Below are 14,574 nucleotides of genomic sequence, written 5' to 3'. Positions count from 1 at the left end.
AAGGACGACAGCACGTGTTGATCGGTGAGGTGGCGCGACGCTCCGGGGTCAGTGCCCGCATGCTCAGGCACTACGAGTCGCTGGGCCTGGTACGGCCCTCGGGCCGTACGGGCTCCGGCTACCGGGAGTACTCCGGCGACGACATCCGGCGGATCTTCCACATCGAGAGCCTGCGGTCGCTGGGCCTTTCCCTGCGGGAGATCGGGCGCGCGCTCGACGACCCCGGCTTCACGCCCTCGACGCTCGTCGACGACCTCATCCGCCGGACGCGCGAACGCCTCGCGGCCGAGACCGAACTGCTCACGCGGCTCCGCCGGATCGACGCCGCGGAACCCGCGGCCTGGGAGGACGTCCTCCAGGTCGTCGTCCTCCTCCAGGCGCTCGGGTCGAAGAGCGCCGACGCGCGCCAGCGCGCTGCCCTCGCCACGGCCGACGAGGTCCCGGTACCGGTGGAGGCGCTGGTCGAGGCGGCGCTGAGCGAGACGGACACCAACGTCGCCGGAGCCCTGCGGTGGGCCCTGGCACGGTCGGGCGACGGCGGCCCGGCCCTGCTCGCGGAGGGCCTCGGCGCACCGGCGGCCGCGGTGCGGGAACGTGCCGTCCAGGCCCTCGCCGAGATGCCGGGCGACGAGGCCGCCGCACAGCTGCGGGACGCCCTCGCGCACCCCGACGCCACGGTCCGCGGGCACGCGGCGCTGGCGCTCGGGGCCCGCGGAGAGGCCGACGCGATCCCGACGCTCATCGACATGATCGTGGAGGGCAGGAACGACACCGACGCGGCCGACGCGCTGAGCGTCCTCGCGAGCGACGCCGCGGCGGCGGACCGGATCGCGACCGGGCTCGTCGACCGCCTCGCCCCCGACACCGCGGGAGCACCCGCCCACGCCGCGGGAGCACCCGCGCACACCCCGGGAGCACCCGCACGCGGACGGCTGACCCAGGCCCTCGCGGACATCCCGGGGCCCACGGCGTCACGCGCCCTGGTGGAGCTGTCGCACGACGGGGACCGTGCCGTCGCGCTGACTGCGGCCTACCTCCTCCAGCTGCGCGAGGCACGGTTGGACCAGTCGGAGCAGCACGCGGGCTCGCCGTGTGAGTGACCGTCACCCGTACCGGTCGGGCCCGTTGACGGGTCATGGCCCTGTACACCGTTGAGATGCCCGGCCCCGACGAGCTGTTCCCGCAGCCGGGCGCGCACGATCCCGTGCCGCCGCAGCGGCGGATCCACGAGGCTCTGGCGGAGCTGGGCGTCGGCCCGTCCGGCGACCGGCTCGGCAGCCGGGTCGTCGTCGAGCTGGAGCTGCGTCAAGTCACCTTCCTGGCCGGGTTGCTCGAACGGACCCACCGGGCAGGTGCCTGCTTCGAGCCCGCCGACACCCCGGCCTGAACGGGACGCCTCACAGCCGCCGGACACGCAGCACGCCGGTCCGCATCGGCAGGGTGAACTCGCCGTGCGCGGTCTCCGGCCGCCCGTCGAGGAAACCGCGGATCCGGCCGAGGGCGGCCTGTCGCTCCCGCTCCGGCATGACCAGCATGCCCGCGCGCGTCGCGAGGGTCGAGACGAGGGATTCGGCGGTGCGGTCCTGCCCGTGCGGGAACTCGGCCTGCTCCGGGCCGCCGAACCGCGCGGGCGCGTCCGTCTTCGGCAGGTGCATGTCGGCCGTCTCGGCGCGCCAGCCGGCGGGCGTGTCGCGCGGGCCGATGGCCGCGCTCCCACTGACCCGGGCGAGCCCGGCGACCCACTCGACCCCGTCGTCAAGGACGTTCCACAGCCCCGCCAGGATGCCGCCCGGCGCGAGGACCCTGGCGATCTCGGGGCCCGCGACGGCCATGTCGAACCAGTGCATGGCGTTGCCCGCCAGCACGGCGTCGACGGACGCGTCCGGCAGCGGGATCGACTCGGCGCTGCCCGGCAGGGCACGGACGGCCGGCAGCGAGCGGCGCAGCTCGGTCAGCATCGCCGCGTCGGGCTCGACCGCGGTGACGTCGGCACCCAGCGCGGCCAGGGTGGCGGTCAGCTTGCCCGTTCCGGCGCCGAGGTCGAGCACGCGCGGGCCGGGCGCGGACCCGAGCGCCCATCGCACCGCGTCCTGCGCGTAGTCCGGCCGGTGCTCGGCGTACGCGACCGCAGCCGCGCCGAACGACGAGGAGTGACGTAACCGCTCGTTGTGATCCATGCGGTGACGCTATCGGCGCCGCCGACGATCGACCACCCCGCCTCTCCACTCCCGCGACGGCCACCCGACAGCGCCGGGGGGCCGGTCGCGACGGGCCGAGACCGCCGTCGGCATCGCGTCGAAGGCTCCCTGCCCGCTCGAACGGCCCAGCGCGCCGTGCGCCTTTCGGCCGTCGGCGAGGACGCTGGGGTCATGAGCGCACAGGAGCCCGGCCCCCGGCCCGCGGAACTCCGGCTCGCCCTGGCCATGCGGGGCGGAGTGAGCCTCGCCGTGTGGATGGGCGGGTCCTGCTGCGAGGCCGCCGCCCTGCGCAGGAAGAGCGGGGTCTACGGCCAGCTGCTGAGCCGGTGCGGGTACACGGACGTCACCGTCGACGTGCTGGCCGGGACGAGCGCGGGCGGCCTCAACGGCGTGCTGCTCTCCTGCCACCTGCTCTACCGCCGTCGGCTCGGCCAGCGGGTCGGGGCGCAGCGGCCCCAGGAGCACTTCGGCGGCTGGTCAGGACCTTCTTCATGTCCCCGCGCGCCCTGCGCAAGCAGCGAGGCGACGGCAACCCGTCCGTGGTCCCGACCGAGACGCCCGCGGTCCCCTTCGACACCGCCTTCCGGGAGTTCCGCCGCATCGGCGAGGAGAGCGTGCCCGCACTGCTCCGCGCGCGGGACCCCCGGCGGGCGGCGGTCCGCCTCGGCCTGCTCGCCTGGCCTGCGCTCCAGCCCAGCGGGAACCGGTGGAAGGCGTCCCTGGCGAGGGGCGTGATGTGGGTGCTCAAGCCGTTCGTCTGGCTTCCGGCCGTCCTCGTACTCGACGAGAATCCGGGCCATGTCACCAGCGACGTGACTGAGGTGACGCGGCAGCTGATCGTGGGTGGCACGATGCTGGCCGCCGCGTCCGCCCTCCTCTGGGCCGGTGTTCAGGGCCGGGGGCACGCACTGTGGCTGCCGCTCGTCGCGGTGGCGGCGGGCGGGGCCGGCTTCCTCCTGCAGGCATGGGCCGACGGAAGGGGCGACTGGCCTGTGGTCCTCATCCTCTTCACCGTCCTGACCACGGTGTCGGTCACCTTCAACTGGCTCCGGCCCAAGGCGAAGTCATGACAGCGCGCGGCACACCGGGCGCCTCAGCGCGACGTCTTGCAGTACTCGGCGTCGACGATCTTGGGCATGTGCGAACCGTCCCAGTCGCCGTTGTAGTTGTAGGCGAGCTGGTGGCGGCCGTCCTCCGTGGTCACGGCCATGGACAGCCAGCCGATCATGCCGCCGCCGTGACCCCACAGCGTCGTGCCGCAGCTCGTCCTGAGCCGCGTGATGCCGAGCCCGTACCTCGTGCCCGAGGAACTGGGGGTGGCGACGGTGGTCTTCATCGCCTTCAACTGCTTCGGCGGCAGGAGCTTGCCGCGCAGCAGGGCGCCGTAGAACCGCGTCAGGTCGCCCGCGGTGGAGATGATGTCGCCGTCGGCCCAGCCCTGCGACCCGTTCATCTCGGTGATGTCGTCGATCCGGTCGGGCGCCGACCTGAACAGCTTGGAGTAGCCGCGGCTGCTCGGCCGCGGCAGGTGGACGCTGTTGCCGGGGTTGGAGGTGTGCTTCAGACCCAGCGGCTTGATGATGCGGTCGCGGACCTCGCGCTCGTACGTCCTGCCGGAGACCTTCTCGACGATCAGCCCGGCCAGGATGTAGTTGGTGTTGGAGTACGAGTGCTTGGCGCCGGGCTCGAACAGCGGCTCGTGGGAGAGCGCCACACGCACGTGCTTCCGGGGCGGCAGGGTGTCGTAGCGGTGCTTGAGGTAGCCGTCGCCTTCCATGTACGTCCGGCTGTACTCGGGGTCGTCCAGGTAGTCGAACAGGCCGCTGGTGTGGTTGAGCAGCCGCCGGACGGTGATCTTGCGGCCGTCGTTGCCGTTGCCGCGCACGAGGCCGGGGAGGTGGCGCTCCACGGTGTCGTCGAGGTCGAGTCTCCCCTCGGACTCCAGTTGGAGCAGGACGGTCGCCACGAACGTCTTGGTGATGCTGCCGACGCGGAACTTGTCGTTCTTGCCGCGCGGCGCGCCCGACGTCAGGTCGCCGACGCCCGAGGCCGCCTTCCACACGCCGTCGCCGTCGCGGGCCTGGGCGGTGATGCCGGGGATGCCCGCCTTCACCGCCGCGTCCAGCGCGCGCTGCGTGGCCCGGTGCCCCGAGCCCGTGTCCGCCGCCCCTGCGGGCGCCACGAAGGCGGTGGCTGCGAGGGCGGCCGCCGCGATTCCCACCACGCCGGCCTTCGTGCTCTTCCGTAACGCCATTTCCGTACTCCTCACGGTCGTCTGCGCAGGGCCGTACTCCGACGGCCCGGGAGGCAACCGCGGTGTGCCACTGACCGTGGTGCGGAAGGGCCGCTCGTGTACCGAGACCGCGGACAGTGCCGGAGGGGTTGAGTGGAAACCGGTGAACGGTCCGGTGCGCGGCGGGTGCGGCCTACCGGCCGGTCCGCGGGCGCACGTGCAGGTCGAGGCCGCTGGTGCCCGCAGCCTCGACACCGGGAAGGAGCCGCATGTCGTGGTCGTAGTCGCCGCCGACCAGCGTGCGGTACGGGACCGGCTCGTCCGTGAAGAGCCCGTCGAGGCGCTGCCCGTACGCCCGGCGCACCGCGGCGAACTGCTCGTCGGACATGGCGTTCGAGCCGTGCACCGCGAACGGGTCGAGCGGCTGGACGCCGGTGAACCAGAACAGACCGTGCTGCAGCGGGTGCAGGACGTCTTCGAGGCGGCCGTGGATGCCCCGGTCGGAGAACGAGGTCTCGCGGGCCCCGGCCGTCACCGACAGCAGGGCGCGCCGGCCGGCGAGGGGGCCCTCGCTGTAGGGCGGCGCCACCTTGGGGCCGTAGGCGAACCCGGCGGTGAACACCCGGTCGATCCAGCCCTTGAGGATCGCGGGCGCCGAGAACCACCACATCGGGAACTGCAGGATCACCGCGTCCGACCACAGCAGCTTCTCCTGCTCGGCCGCGACGTCCGCGGACAGGCGGCCCGCGAGCGTGGCCTCCTCGGAGACGTCCATGACGTGCAGGCGCTCGTCCGGGCCGTGCTCCGGGAAGTCGTCGGCGTCGACGGTCGCCTTCCACTTCATCGCGTACAGGTCCGACACCCGCACCTCGTGGCCCGCGGCCCGCAGGTGCTCCACCGCGAAGGAGGTGAGCGACGCGTTGAGGGACCGGGACTCCGGGTGGGCGCTGACGACGAGGATCTTCTTGGGCCGCTGCGCGGTGATCGTGTTCATGCCCCTACGTTCGTACGGACCGCCGCGGGCAGCCAGCACCCTGTTCAACCGGTGGATCGCTGATCCTGGTACTGGCAGGGCCACGCATACTGGAGCGCATGAGCGGCGTGAACCAGATCGAGCGCGTGAGCACCACGGGCACCGGCGGCGAACCGGCGGACCACCGGACGGACCTGGTCGGTGACCCCGGGCGGGCCCTCGGCGGCTTCCTGCGGGCCCGGCGAGGGCGCGTCGCGCCGGAGCACGTCGGCCTCACCGGCGGGCGGCGGCGGCGCGTGCGGGGCCTTCGCCGCGAGGAGCTGGCCCAGCTCGCGGGCATCAGTGTGGACTACTACGTCCGCCTCGAACAGGGCCGCGCCACCCAGCCGTCCCCCGAGGTGCTCGACGCGCTCGCCCGCGCCCTCGGGCTCGACGCGGCCGAGCGCACCCACCTCGTCACCCTGGCCGACGCCCGGCGCGGCCCCGCGCCCAGCATCCGGGCCAGCCCCCTGCTGCGCGGCGTCCTCGACTCCCTCGCGCGCTTCCCGGCCTTCGCGACCAACCCCCGCCTGGACGTGGTCGCCTGGAACGCGCTGGGCGCCGAACTGCTCGGCGGGCTCGCCGAACCGGGCCGTCGCGACCCGAACAACGCGCGGTTCCTCTTCTTCGACCCCGCGTCCCGCGACGTCTTCCCCGACTGGGAGCCGCGGGCCGCGGAGGCCGTCGGCCAGCTGCGCGCCGCCGCGGGGCGCTACCCCGACGACGCGGGACTGGTTGCGCTCATCGCCGAACTGGCCGCGCGCAGCGACGACTTCCGGCGCATCTGGGACAGCGGCGAGGTCGTCATGTGCCGGGCGGGCCGCAAGCGGCTGCGGCACCCGGTGGCCGGCCTCGTCACCCTGGACTTCGAGCCGCTGCACGTACCGGCGGCTCCCGAGGAGACGGGCATCGTGGTGCACGTGTTCAGCGCCGGGGACGACCCGGATGCTGCGGCCGCCCTGACCCGGCTCGGGGACTACGTGTCGAGCCGGTCGAGGTAGGCCTGCGCGCCGGACGGATCCATCAGCCAGTCGCGGTAAGTGAGCGGATCGGCGTACCCGTTGGCGAAGCGGTGGGCGGTCTCGGGGTGGTCGAAGGCGGCCCCGACGGCGCGTCGCACGTGCTCGGGCTGCGGGTCCCGCAGCATCAGGTCGGTGAAGGCGTGCGTGTGCCGGGCGTTCTCCCAGTACGCGGCGAACGTCTCCCGCATCCACGGCTCGTCGAACGGCCGCCCGCCCCGCTCGACGATGGCGGTGAGGTAACCGGCCGCCGCCCGCGCCGCGTTGTTGGAGCCCTGCCCGGTGATGGGGTCGTGCACGGCGAGCACGTCCGCCATGCCGAGGACGCACAGGTCACCGTCCACGCGGGCCACCGGGTGGCGCACCACCGGGGTGACCGCGCCGTACAGGGCGGCACCCGGGTCGGTCGGCTCGGCCCCGCGGAACCGCTCGTACTCCCAGGGCGCGTACGTCCGCAGCAGGTCGAGCGCCCGCCGCAGCCCGGCGGCCGGTTCCGGCCGGTCGCTCCAGCAGTCGTAGGCGCCGCCCCACCGGCCCTCGAACAGCAGGATGTCGCAGGGCCCGCCGACCGTGAGCGCCCGCAGCATGATCACGTCACCGGTCGGCGGCACCCCCGTGTTGCGTACGTACGCGGCGGCCGGGTCGTCGGCGTCGTGGCTGCCGCCGCTCACGTAGAAGCAGGCGAGGGAGCGCTGCGGCCGGTCGAAGACGGACCGGGCGTCGTCGCGGCCGAAGAGCGCGGACAGCTCGCTCCGGCCGGTGGCGAGTACGGTCAGCTCGTGCGCGGCGGCGAGCGCGGCCACCTCGGCGGGGCCCGCGGAGCGGTACTCGACGCGCCCGCCGCGCTCCTCGAACAGCTCCAGCCAGGCCGCGAGCTTCACGCGCTGGTCCACGGAGCGCACTTCGGCGTCGAAGGGTGCGCTGAACCGGCGCACGGGAGCGTCCGGTTGGCCCTCCGGGTCCCAGTTGCTCAGCTCGAAGCCGGGCATCACGGGCGCGCTGTCGTCCCAGAAGGCCAGGCCCGCCGCCCGCTCGATCGCCAGCGTGGGCCCGAACATGAGCTGGGTCGACGTGACCCGCCCGCCGCGCACCTCGTCCGGCCGCCGCTCGGCGACGAGCGTGACGTCGTACCCGGCCCCGAGGAGCCCGAGGCCGAGCTGCAGCCCGGCCTGCCCCGCTCCCACGATCGCGATCCTGCGCACCTGTTCCTCCTGCCCTCCGGCCCGATCGGCCCGACACGGCTCAGTCGTACCCGTGGGAGTATCCGGGAAAGCCGGTTGAGAAGCGGCGAGCGGTGGGGGAGTGTCTGCGACCATGGAATTCTTCTGCTACCACCGTGACAGGACCGGCTCCCGCGCCCTGCGCGAACGGCTCGTCGAGGAGCACTGGTCCTACATGGACCGGTACGAGAAGGAACTGATCGCCCGCGGCCCGACCTTCGCGAGCGACGGCGAGACGCCCAGCGGCAGCGTCCACATCGTCGACCTGCCCGACCCCGCCGCCGCGCGCGCCTTCGCCTTCGACGAGCCCAACCACCAGGCCGGCGTGTACCGCGACGTCCTGCTGCGCCGCTGGCGCAACCTGCTGGGCCGCACGATGTGGGACTACCCCGGCGGCCCCACCGGCGGCAACCGCTACCTGGTCATCGGCCTGGGCCCCGCCCCCGCGCCGGTCCCCGCCACCGCGCCCGCGCACGACGACCTGATCGCCTTCGGCCCGCTGCTCTCCGACGACGCCACCGCCTGGCTCGGCACGGCGGCCCTCGTCCGGTCCCCGGACCCGGAGACGGCTCGGGAGGTCCTGGATCCGGGGCGGTACGCGGACGTCGAAGTGCACGACTGGGAGTTCGGGGGACGCCGTTAGGGCTTCCCGGGGGCTTCCCAGGGATTCCTAGGGCTTCCGTGGGCAAAGGCGGTCCTCCAGCGTCCGGGGCAGTGGGTAGACCCGCTCCGCGGGGAACAGCCGCTGGGCCTTGGCGGCGTGCCCGCTCTGCACGAGCGCGGCGGCCTTGCGGACCTGCGGCGTCACGTCGGTGAGACCGACGGTCCACTCGTCGGTGAACGTGCGGATCAGCTGGCGGCCGATGCCGACCTGGATGCTGTAGTGGTTCAGCGCCGCTCCGCGCGCCGAGCGCTCCGGGTCCCACTGGACGTGCACGCTCGCCTTCGCCACGGCCGCCGGGTCCGAGGTCGTCAGGACGGCCTGGGAGAGGGCCTCCTCCCAGCCCTCCCGGCTGATCCGCACGGCCAGAACGCGCTCCTGACCCGATTTGCGGGCCCAGTTGCTGCGGTGCATCAGCCACAGGAACGAGGGCTTGATCCACGTCATCCGGTGGAACGAGAACGGCGCGACGAAGCGGCCCGCCCGCAGCGCCGCGTCGGCGATGGCGGGCGAGTACGCCTGGTAGACGACGATCGTGCGGGCGTCGTGGTCGGCACGGATCTGATAGAGGGATGACATGCGCCGCACCCTGCCAGCCGCGCAGTTGGTGCGGCGAGTCATTTTCTGCCGACTGCCGCCTATGGGACGGGGCTGCCGCCTACGGGACGGGGCTGGTGAGGCCCCGCGCCTCGTGCATCCGCCCCGGGACGGTCTCAGGAGGCGGCGTGAACCGGGAGACGCGGTGGCCGACCGCGACCGGGGTGCGCGGGACGGTGCGGCGGGTGGGGTCCGGGGTGCCCACGTAGAGCCAGCCGATGATGCGTTCGTGGGGTGCGAGGCGCAGCAGGAGGCGGGCTCCCGCGGAGTCGACCGACGGGCCGGTGCGCCACATGCTGCCGAAGCCGCGGTCGTGGAGGAGGAGCATCAGGGAGTTGACCATCGCGCTGCTGGCGGCCAGTTGCTCCCAGTCCGGCACGCGGTGGTTGCGCTGGGGGACGAGGACCAGGGTGGCGAGGAGCGGGGCGCGCAGGGGTTTGCGCGCCTCGCGCCGGACCGCCTCCGCGTCGGCGGCGCCGGACGCGAGGGCCGCGCCGAGGGCCGTCCGGCTGTCGCCGCGTACGAGGATCCACCGCCAGGGGCGGAGGTGGCCGTGATCGGGCGCGGTCGCGGCCCAGCCGAGCAGATCGACGAACTCCTCGTCGCTCGGGGCGGGGTCGATCAGTCGGTGCTGGCTGCGGCGCGTGCGTATCGCGGCTTCCAACTCCATCAGCGGTCGCTCCTCATCGCGGTTCGGCGTCCCTTCGTCGGTGGCGGTGGCGGTGGCGGTGGCGGTGGCGGGGCCCCGGGCCGTGCCTGCCGTACGGGCGGCGGCTCAGGCGCACCGCGGCGGCAGCCAGAACGACCGCACCGTCCGCACCGCCGCGAGCCGGTCCCTGGCCATGCTGATCGCGGCGGCGGCCGTGCTGATGCGCAGGTGCTGGGACCGGTTGAAGATCTCGCCGAGCCGCTCCGGGATGAGTTCGGCGCGCTGTCTGACCCGGTTCATGTCGTGGCCCGCGGGGTGCAGTTCGTCGACCACCTGGATCAGACCGAGGGCGTTGATGACGAAGTCCGGCGCGTAGAGGATGCCGCGTGCCGCGAGCCGGTCCGCGACCGTCGGCGCGGTGAGCTGGTTGTTGGCCCCGCCCGCGACGATCCGGCAGCGGAGCCGGTCCACGAGGTCGGCGTCGATGACGTTGCCGATCGCGTTGGGGCTGAGGACGTCCACGTCGAGCAGGTAGAGCTTCTCCCGGCTGACGACCTCCGCCCCGCACGCTCGGGCCACCCGTTCGGCCTTCTCCTGGTCGACGTCGGCCACCCAGAGGCGGGCGCCGTCCTCCGCCAGGAGCGTGGCGAGCCGGGCCCCCACCTTGCCGACGCCGTCGATGGCGACGTGGCGGCCCTCCAGGCTCTCGCTGTCGTCGAGGTGCCGCAGACACGCCCGGATGCCGAGGCTCACGCCGTACGCGGTCATCGCGCCGGACTCGCCGGAGCCGCCCTCCTCGGCGTCGAGGCCGCGGATCCACTGGGACTCCTTCCGCATCACCCGGAGGTCGGCGGTGGTGATGCCCATGTCGCAGGCGGCGATGAACCGGCCGGAAAGGCTCTCGACAGCCTGCCCGAACGCGCGGAGCAGCGGCTCCGACTTCTCCACGCCCGCGCCCCCGAAGACGACGGCCTTTCCGCCCCCGATGTCGAGTCCCGCGCAGGCCGCTTTGTACGTCATGGCGCGGGAGAGGCGCAACGCGTCGCTGATCGCCTGGTCCTCGTCGCGGTAGGGAAGAAAGCGGACGCCGCCGAGCGCGGGGCCCAGCAGCGTCGAATGAATGGCGATGACGCATCTGAGCCCGCCGGGGCCCGTACTGAAAAGCACCTGCTCGTGGCCGTCGATTTCGTCGAATACGCTCATGACCCACCCCAGAATCCCGTCCAGTGACGGCCGGACCGGCGGCCCCGCCGTCAGGCGTGAACCGCCGGCCCGTCCGGCAGCGAATTATTCGGCCGGCTGCACTCCGGACGAGAGCAGCGCGGCGTCCAGGACGTCCCACAACGCGCACAGTGATTCCAGGAAGTCCTCCACGCCCTGGGCGATCTGGTCGCTGTTCGATGCGTCCATGACGGAGGAGACGGCCTGGATCACATTCGCTTCGTGCTGCTGCTCGGCACCGGAGTCGCCCCAGTGCTCCGCCATGTAGTGCATTTCCGGCTCTTCGAGATCGGTCTTGTAGTGACCGGAGTCGATGAGGGCGCGCTTCTCGCCGGGGATCAGGGACTGGTTGGAGATGATCTCCAGCGCGAGCGCCGTGCCCAGATTGCGGACCGTGGTGTCGGCGTCGGTGGAGAACCGGCGCTCGAACACCGCGATGGCGGCCGCCGCCTGCGCGGTCAGACCGGTCTCCCGGTCGTACCCGGGCAGCGTGGCCAGCAGCCGGTCCGACGAGGTCTTGAGCCAGGCCTCGACCCGCTCGGTGTCGTACACGTCGTCGAAGACCGGGGCGCCGGTGCGGTTGACGATGTGGCCCGCCATGGTCGCGAGTTCGGGGCCGTGTCCGGACTCGCTGTCGACGATCTCCTCGATGAGGACGGCCTGCTCGTCCCAGCCGATGCCGCGCAGGGCGGTCGGGAAGTCGCCGCCGGGGCGGGTGGAGGCGCAGAACGACTGCACCTGGTGGAAGAGCGCGCCCGAGACCTCGGCGGACGGGGGCCGCGCGGCCCAGTGGTCGTAGAGGGGGTGGTGGAAGACGCGGTGCGTCTTGATCCGGTCGATCAGCGTGTCGGTCGTCGTCATCGATTCCTACTCCGGTGAGGTGGACGGGGCCCCGGGGGGAAGCGGTTCACGCCGGGGGAGGGAGCGGGCCGACGCCGCTCAGGCGAACTGCAGCTGGGAGGGGTCGATCTTGGGTACGGAGAAGCCGATCTTCTCGATGTGCTGCGCGATCGCGGTCTTGTAGAGCTCGCGCAGCTCGCCGTTGTCGTGCCGGCGCAGCCCCCACTTCACGGCGAGGCGGCCGCGGCGGGAGTCGGGCCGCCCGAACATGTCGAGCGCCATCGGGTAGAACTTGTCGAGCGCTTTCTGCGCCCGGTCGCGGGACTGGCCGCCCGCGTCGTACGCCTCCTGCATCAGGCGCTTTCCGTAGCCGAAGTGCCGGGCCTCCTCCTTGAGGATCGCGTCGGCCTCGACGCGCAGCGGCCCGTACGTGCTCGTGGTCATTTCCTTGATCTGGAAGTGGCCTTCGAGCTCGCAGAGGAAGCTGAACGCGGCGCGCTCCTCCCACACGGTGATCTGTGTGGTCATGCTCTCGGCGGGGAAGTAACGCCGGTCCGCCACGGCCTGGTTCACCATGTGCGAGGTGTCGATGCCGAGCGGCGTCAGGAGTTTGGCGAAGCGCCGGAAATGGTCCACCTCTTCCATGCCGAACTTGAGGCACACATAGCGTTCGTCGGCATTGGGTGCGAGGGGGTAGAACGAATCGACGTAGGTGTCGCCTGCACTCAGCTCGCCCTCGCCATTGGCGAGCATCTGATGCGTCAGTACCTCGTGGTATTCCTCGGGGAGTTCACCGACACTCTCCAGGTTTACAGTCTCCGAAAAGACGTCTCCCATACGAATCTCCTCCGGGTAGCCGAGAAATGGAGACTATCCGGCCGACTCGCGAGGTCGACAGGCCACGATGGGGCCATATCGGCAGGGCTCGATGGGGGTATTCCGATGGCTCTTTGGTGGTACGCGTCGGTGGTGCGCGGGGTGCGGCATTCCGCGACCCGGCTCCGCGCCGGGCGCCCGGCCTCAGGCTCCGGCCCGCTGCGGCGGCCGGATGTAGGTGAGGGTGTGGTGGGAGACGAGCTTGCCCGCGGTGTCGGTCGTCTCGGCGGTGCCGTAGACGATGAGGCGGCCGGGCCTGACGATGGTGGACTCGCAGAGCAGATCGGTGCGGGCCGGGCCGAGGAAGCTCGTCGTCATCTGCTGGGTGACGGACGGATCGTCCGCGCCGAAGAGCGACATGATCGCGATCCAGCAGGTCACGTCGGCGAGCGTCATGGCGCAGCCGCCCTGCAGGACGCCGCCGGGGCGGAAGAGCTCGGGGCGCTGCGGCAGCGAGACCTTGGCGTGCCCCTTGGTGACGGCTTCCACCTTGAATCCCCACCAGGGGCCGAAGGGGCTGTTATCGAGGACAGCTTGGGCCGCGTCGACATCCATCATCGAAGGAACATAGCATCGTTCGGTATGTCGCCGCGCAGATCCAACGCAGAGCGGACCGAGGCCACCCGGGCCCAACTCATCCGTACCGCACGCCAGTTGTTCGGTGAGCACGGGTACTCCGCGACGACCATCGCGGAGATCGCCGGGGGCGCGGGGCTCACGACCGGTGCGCTCTACCACCACTGGCCGGGCAAGGAGGCGCTGCTCGTGGACGTGGTGCACGACATCCACCGGGAGCTCGCCGTGCGGGTCCGGGCCGCCGGGGCGGACCGTGGCGCCGAGGGCGAGCCGGTGCCTCTTCTCCTGCGGTCCGGCCTGGAGTTCCTCGGGTTCTGCGCCGACCCTGCCGTCGCCCGGCTGCTCCTGCTCGACGCGCCCGCGGTCCTCGGCTACGAGCGCTGGCGCCGGATCGACGAGCAGTGGTGGCTGTCGTCGACGGTCCGCCTCGTGGAGCGGGCGCGCTCCGCGCGCGGAGCGTCCGGCCTCGGCGCGGCGGACGCGGGCGCCGCCGGATCCCGACGGCTCGCGCTCGCGCTGCTCGGCGCCCTGACGTATCTCGGCCATGAGGTCGCGATGACGGGCGCCGCGACGGTCGCCGACGCGGGGCGGACCTATGAGGTGCTGCTCAGATCGCTCCTCTGCTGACCCCGGGCGGTGCGGCCGTGCGCCGTCAACTCCCGCGGGCCGAGGCGGGAAACGAGGAGTGCCGCTTCCACCCGGCTGGAGGCCGATAACTTGTTCATCGCACGATGGACGTGTTTCTTCACCGTGTTCTCGGCGATATGCAGGGCCGACCCGATCTGTTTGTTCGTCATGCCGCCGGCCAGGAGATGCAGTACGTCGCTCTCCCGTGAGGTGAGGGTCGACATCGCTCCCGAGGTCACCGGCGCCGTCGTCGGAAAGCCGTCGCTGATATCGCGGATCCGTTCGCGCGGGAAGAGATATGCGGCGCAGCCGCGGTCGACCAGGGCGATCACGCTTGCGAATTCCTCCTGCAGGATCTCAAGGGCCATGAATCCGGCGACCTTGGCCCGTAACGCGTCCTGGACGGTGACGGCGGAGTCGTGGCACCACAGGACGATGATCGAGACGTGGGCGCCGATGAGCTGGGCGAGGCGGCGCAGGCTGTCCCCGGAGAGTTTGCGGAGATTGAGCAGGACGACATCGGGGTCCAGGCAGTCGACGGCGGTCAGGACGCCGGCCACGTCCTGGGTCACGCCGATCACGTCGAGTCCGGGAGCCTCCCTGCTCATCGCCACGAGGCCGGATCGGGTCACGATGCGGTCATCGGCGATCAGCAGTCGAATCTGAGCCATGTGCGGCGTCCTTTTCCCCCGTATGACCGTCTGGGACCTCTGTGGAGGCCGGGCGTCAGATACGGCCACAAGATCGAGTAAGGTCAGCTGGTGCCGACCTGCCCATGAGTCGCAATTGCCGTTGTTTTCGGTGAGAAAAGCGGCAATGCGGGCCATTTCCATGAACCGTCGGCA

The 14,574-nt window shown here is 72.2% G+C and carries 17 protein-coding genes; 6 read left to right on the top strand and 11 right to left on the bottom strand.

Going from position 1 to position 14,574, the window contains the following annotated elements; translation table 11 throughout:
• The first annotated feature begins 14 nt into the window (after positions 1–14).
• Together IG74_RS0103180 and IG74_RS0103175 are read left to right on the top strand one after the other, a co-directional pair.
• Complete coding sequence (locus IG74_RS0103180; protein ID WP_051854492.1) at positions 15–1,100, top strand: MerR family transcriptional regulator; 1,086 nt, start codon at positions 15–17, stop codon at positions 1,098–1,100.
• A gap of 56 nt (positions 1,101–1,156) precedes the next feature.
• Positions 1,157–1,387 carry a hypothetical protein gene (locus IG74_RS0103175; RefSeq protein WP_158857399.1) on the top strand — a complete coding sequence of 77 codons (231 nt, stop codon included), beginning with the start codon at positions 1,157–1,159 and terminating at the stop codon, positions 1,385–1,387.
• A gap of 10 nt (positions 1,388–1,397) precedes the next feature.
• Here the strand turns inward: IG74_RS0103175 and IG74_RS0103170 are convergent, their stop codons facing one another.
• Positions 1,398–2,177, bottom strand: coding sequence for a class I SAM-dependent methyltransferase (locus IG74_RS0103170; protein ID WP_030669178.1), 780 nt, complete (start codon positions 2,175–2,177; stop codon positions 1,398–1,400).
• Positions 2,178–2,689: 512 nt separating this feature from the next.
• Between IG74_RS0103170 and IG74_RS0103165 the strand changes: the two genes are divergently transcribed.
• Positions 2,690–3,268, top strand: coding sequence for a hypothetical protein (locus IG74_RS0103165; RefSeq protein ID WP_030669175.1), 579 nt, complete (start codon positions 2,690–2,692; stop codon positions 3,266–3,268).
• Positions 3,269–3,291: 23 nt separating this feature from the next.
• Here the strand turns inward: IG74_RS0103165 and IG74_RS0103160 are convergent, their stop codons facing one another.
• Positions 3,292–4,452, bottom strand: coding sequence for a serine hydrolase domain-containing protein (locus IG74_RS0103160; RefSeq protein ID WP_051854491.1), 1,161 nt, complete (start codon positions 4,450–4,452; stop codon positions 3,292–3,294).
• Between the two features lie 172 nt (positions 4,453–4,624).
• Positions 4,625–5,425 carry an NAD(P)H-dependent oxidoreductase gene (locus tag IG74_RS0103155; RefSeq protein WP_030669170.1) on the bottom strand — a complete coding sequence of 267 codons (801 nt, stop codon included), beginning with the start codon at positions 5,423–5,425 and terminating at the stop codon, positions 4,625–4,627.
• 98 nt (positions 5,426–5,523) lie between these two features.
• Here IG74_RS0103155 and IG74_RS0103150 point away from each other — a divergent pair, with 98 nt between their 5' ends.
• Positions 5,524–6,444 carry a helix-turn-helix domain-containing protein gene (locus IG74_RS0103150; protein ID WP_030669167.1) on the top strand — a complete coding sequence of 307 codons (921 nt, stop codon included), beginning with the start codon at positions 5,524–5,526 and terminating at the stop codon, positions 6,442–6,444.
• Here IG74_RS0103150 and IG74_RS0103145 read toward each other — a convergent pair.
• A complete protein-coding gene (locus tag IG74_RS0103145; protein ID WP_030669165.1) occupies positions 6,420–7,664 on the bottom strand; it encodes a styrene monooxygenase/indole monooxygenase family protein in 1,245 nt (414 codons plus the stop codon). The two genes, IG74_RS0103150 and IG74_RS0103145, sit on opposite strands and share 25 nt — an antisense overlap.
• Before the next feature lie 112 nt (positions 7,665–7,776).
• Here IG74_RS0103145 and IG74_RS0103140 point away from each other — a divergent pair, with 112 nt between their 5' ends.
• On the top strand, positions 7,777–8,325 hold the full coding sequence (locus tag IG74_RS0103140; protein WP_030669162.1) for a YciI family protein: 549 nt from the start codon (positions 7,777–7,779) through the stop codon (positions 8,323–8,325).
• A 27-nt stretch (positions 8,326–8,352) separates the two neighbouring features.
• On the opposite strand, the gene IG74_RS0103135 is transcribed toward IG74_RS0103140, so the two are convergent.
• From IG74_RS0103135 to IG74_RS0103110, 6 genes are all read right to left on the bottom strand, one after another.
• The gene (locus IG74_RS0103135) at positions 8,353–8,922 is read right to left on the bottom strand and encodes a DUF4291 domain-containing protein (RefSeq protein ID WP_030669160.1); all 570 of its coding nucleotides are present in this window, start codon (positions 8,920–8,922) and stop codon (positions 8,353–8,355) included.
• Between the two features lie 79 nt (positions 8,923–9,001).
• Complete coding sequence (locus tag IG74_RS0103130; RefSeq protein WP_051854490.1) at positions 9,002–9,610, bottom strand: nitroreductase family protein; 609 nt, start codon at positions 9,608–9,610, stop codon at positions 9,002–9,004.
• 105 nt (positions 9,611–9,715) lie between these two features.
• The gene (locus IG74_RS0103125) at positions 9,716–10,792 is read right to left on the bottom strand and encodes a Leu/Phe/Val dehydrogenase (RefSeq protein ID WP_030669155.1); all 1,077 of its coding nucleotides are present in this window, start codon (positions 10,790–10,792) and stop codon (positions 9,716–9,718) included.
• An 84-nt stretch (positions 10,793–10,876) separates the two neighbouring features.
• Positions 10,877–11,671: a hypothetical protein gene (locus IG74_RS0103120; protein ID WP_030669153.1), complete on the bottom strand. Its 795-nt coding sequence runs from the start codon at positions 11,669–11,671 to the stop codon at positions 10,877–10,879.
• Between the two features lie 78 nt (positions 11,672–11,749).
• Positions 11,750–12,487 (bottom strand): Phenylacetic acid catabolic protein, encoded by a 738-nt coding sequence (locus IG74_RS0103115; RefSeq protein ID WP_030669151.1) that lies wholly within the window; start codon positions 12,485–12,487, stop codon positions 11,750–11,752.
• Positions 12,488–12,670: 183 nt separating this feature from the next.
• Positions 12,671–13,084 carry a PaaI family thioesterase gene (locus tag IG74_RS0103110; protein WP_030669149.1) on the bottom strand — a complete coding sequence of 138 codons (414 nt, stop codon included), beginning with the start codon at positions 13,082–13,084 and terminating at the stop codon, positions 12,671–12,673.
• A gap of 24 nt (positions 13,085–13,108) precedes the next feature.
• Between IG74_RS0103110 and IG74_RS47605 the strand changes: the two genes are divergently transcribed.
• Positions 13,109–13,729, top strand: a complete 621-nt coding sequence (locus IG74_RS47605) for a TetR/AcrR family transcriptional regulator (RefSeq protein ID WP_051854489.1) — start codon at positions 13,109–13,111, stop codon at positions 13,727–13,729.
• Here the strand turns inward: IG74_RS47605 and IG74_RS0103100 are convergent.
• Complete coding sequence (locus tag IG74_RS0103100) at positions 13,696–14,400, bottom strand: response regulator transcription factor (RefSeq protein ID WP_030669144.1); 705 nt, start codon at positions 14,398–14,400, stop codon at positions 13,696–13,698. The genes IG74_RS47605 and IG74_RS0103100 overlap by 34 nt on opposite strands.
• Between the last annotated feature and the right edge of the window lie 174 nt (positions 14,401–14,574).

This window comes from Streptomyces sp. NRRL B-1347, assembly GCF_000720325.1.
Classification (GTDB): Bacteria; Actinomycetota; Actinomycetes; order Streptomycetales; family Streptomycetaceae; genus Streptomyces.
Note: the sequence above shows the minus strand (reverse complement) of the source record. Positions and strands in the feature narration are given on the sequence as shown.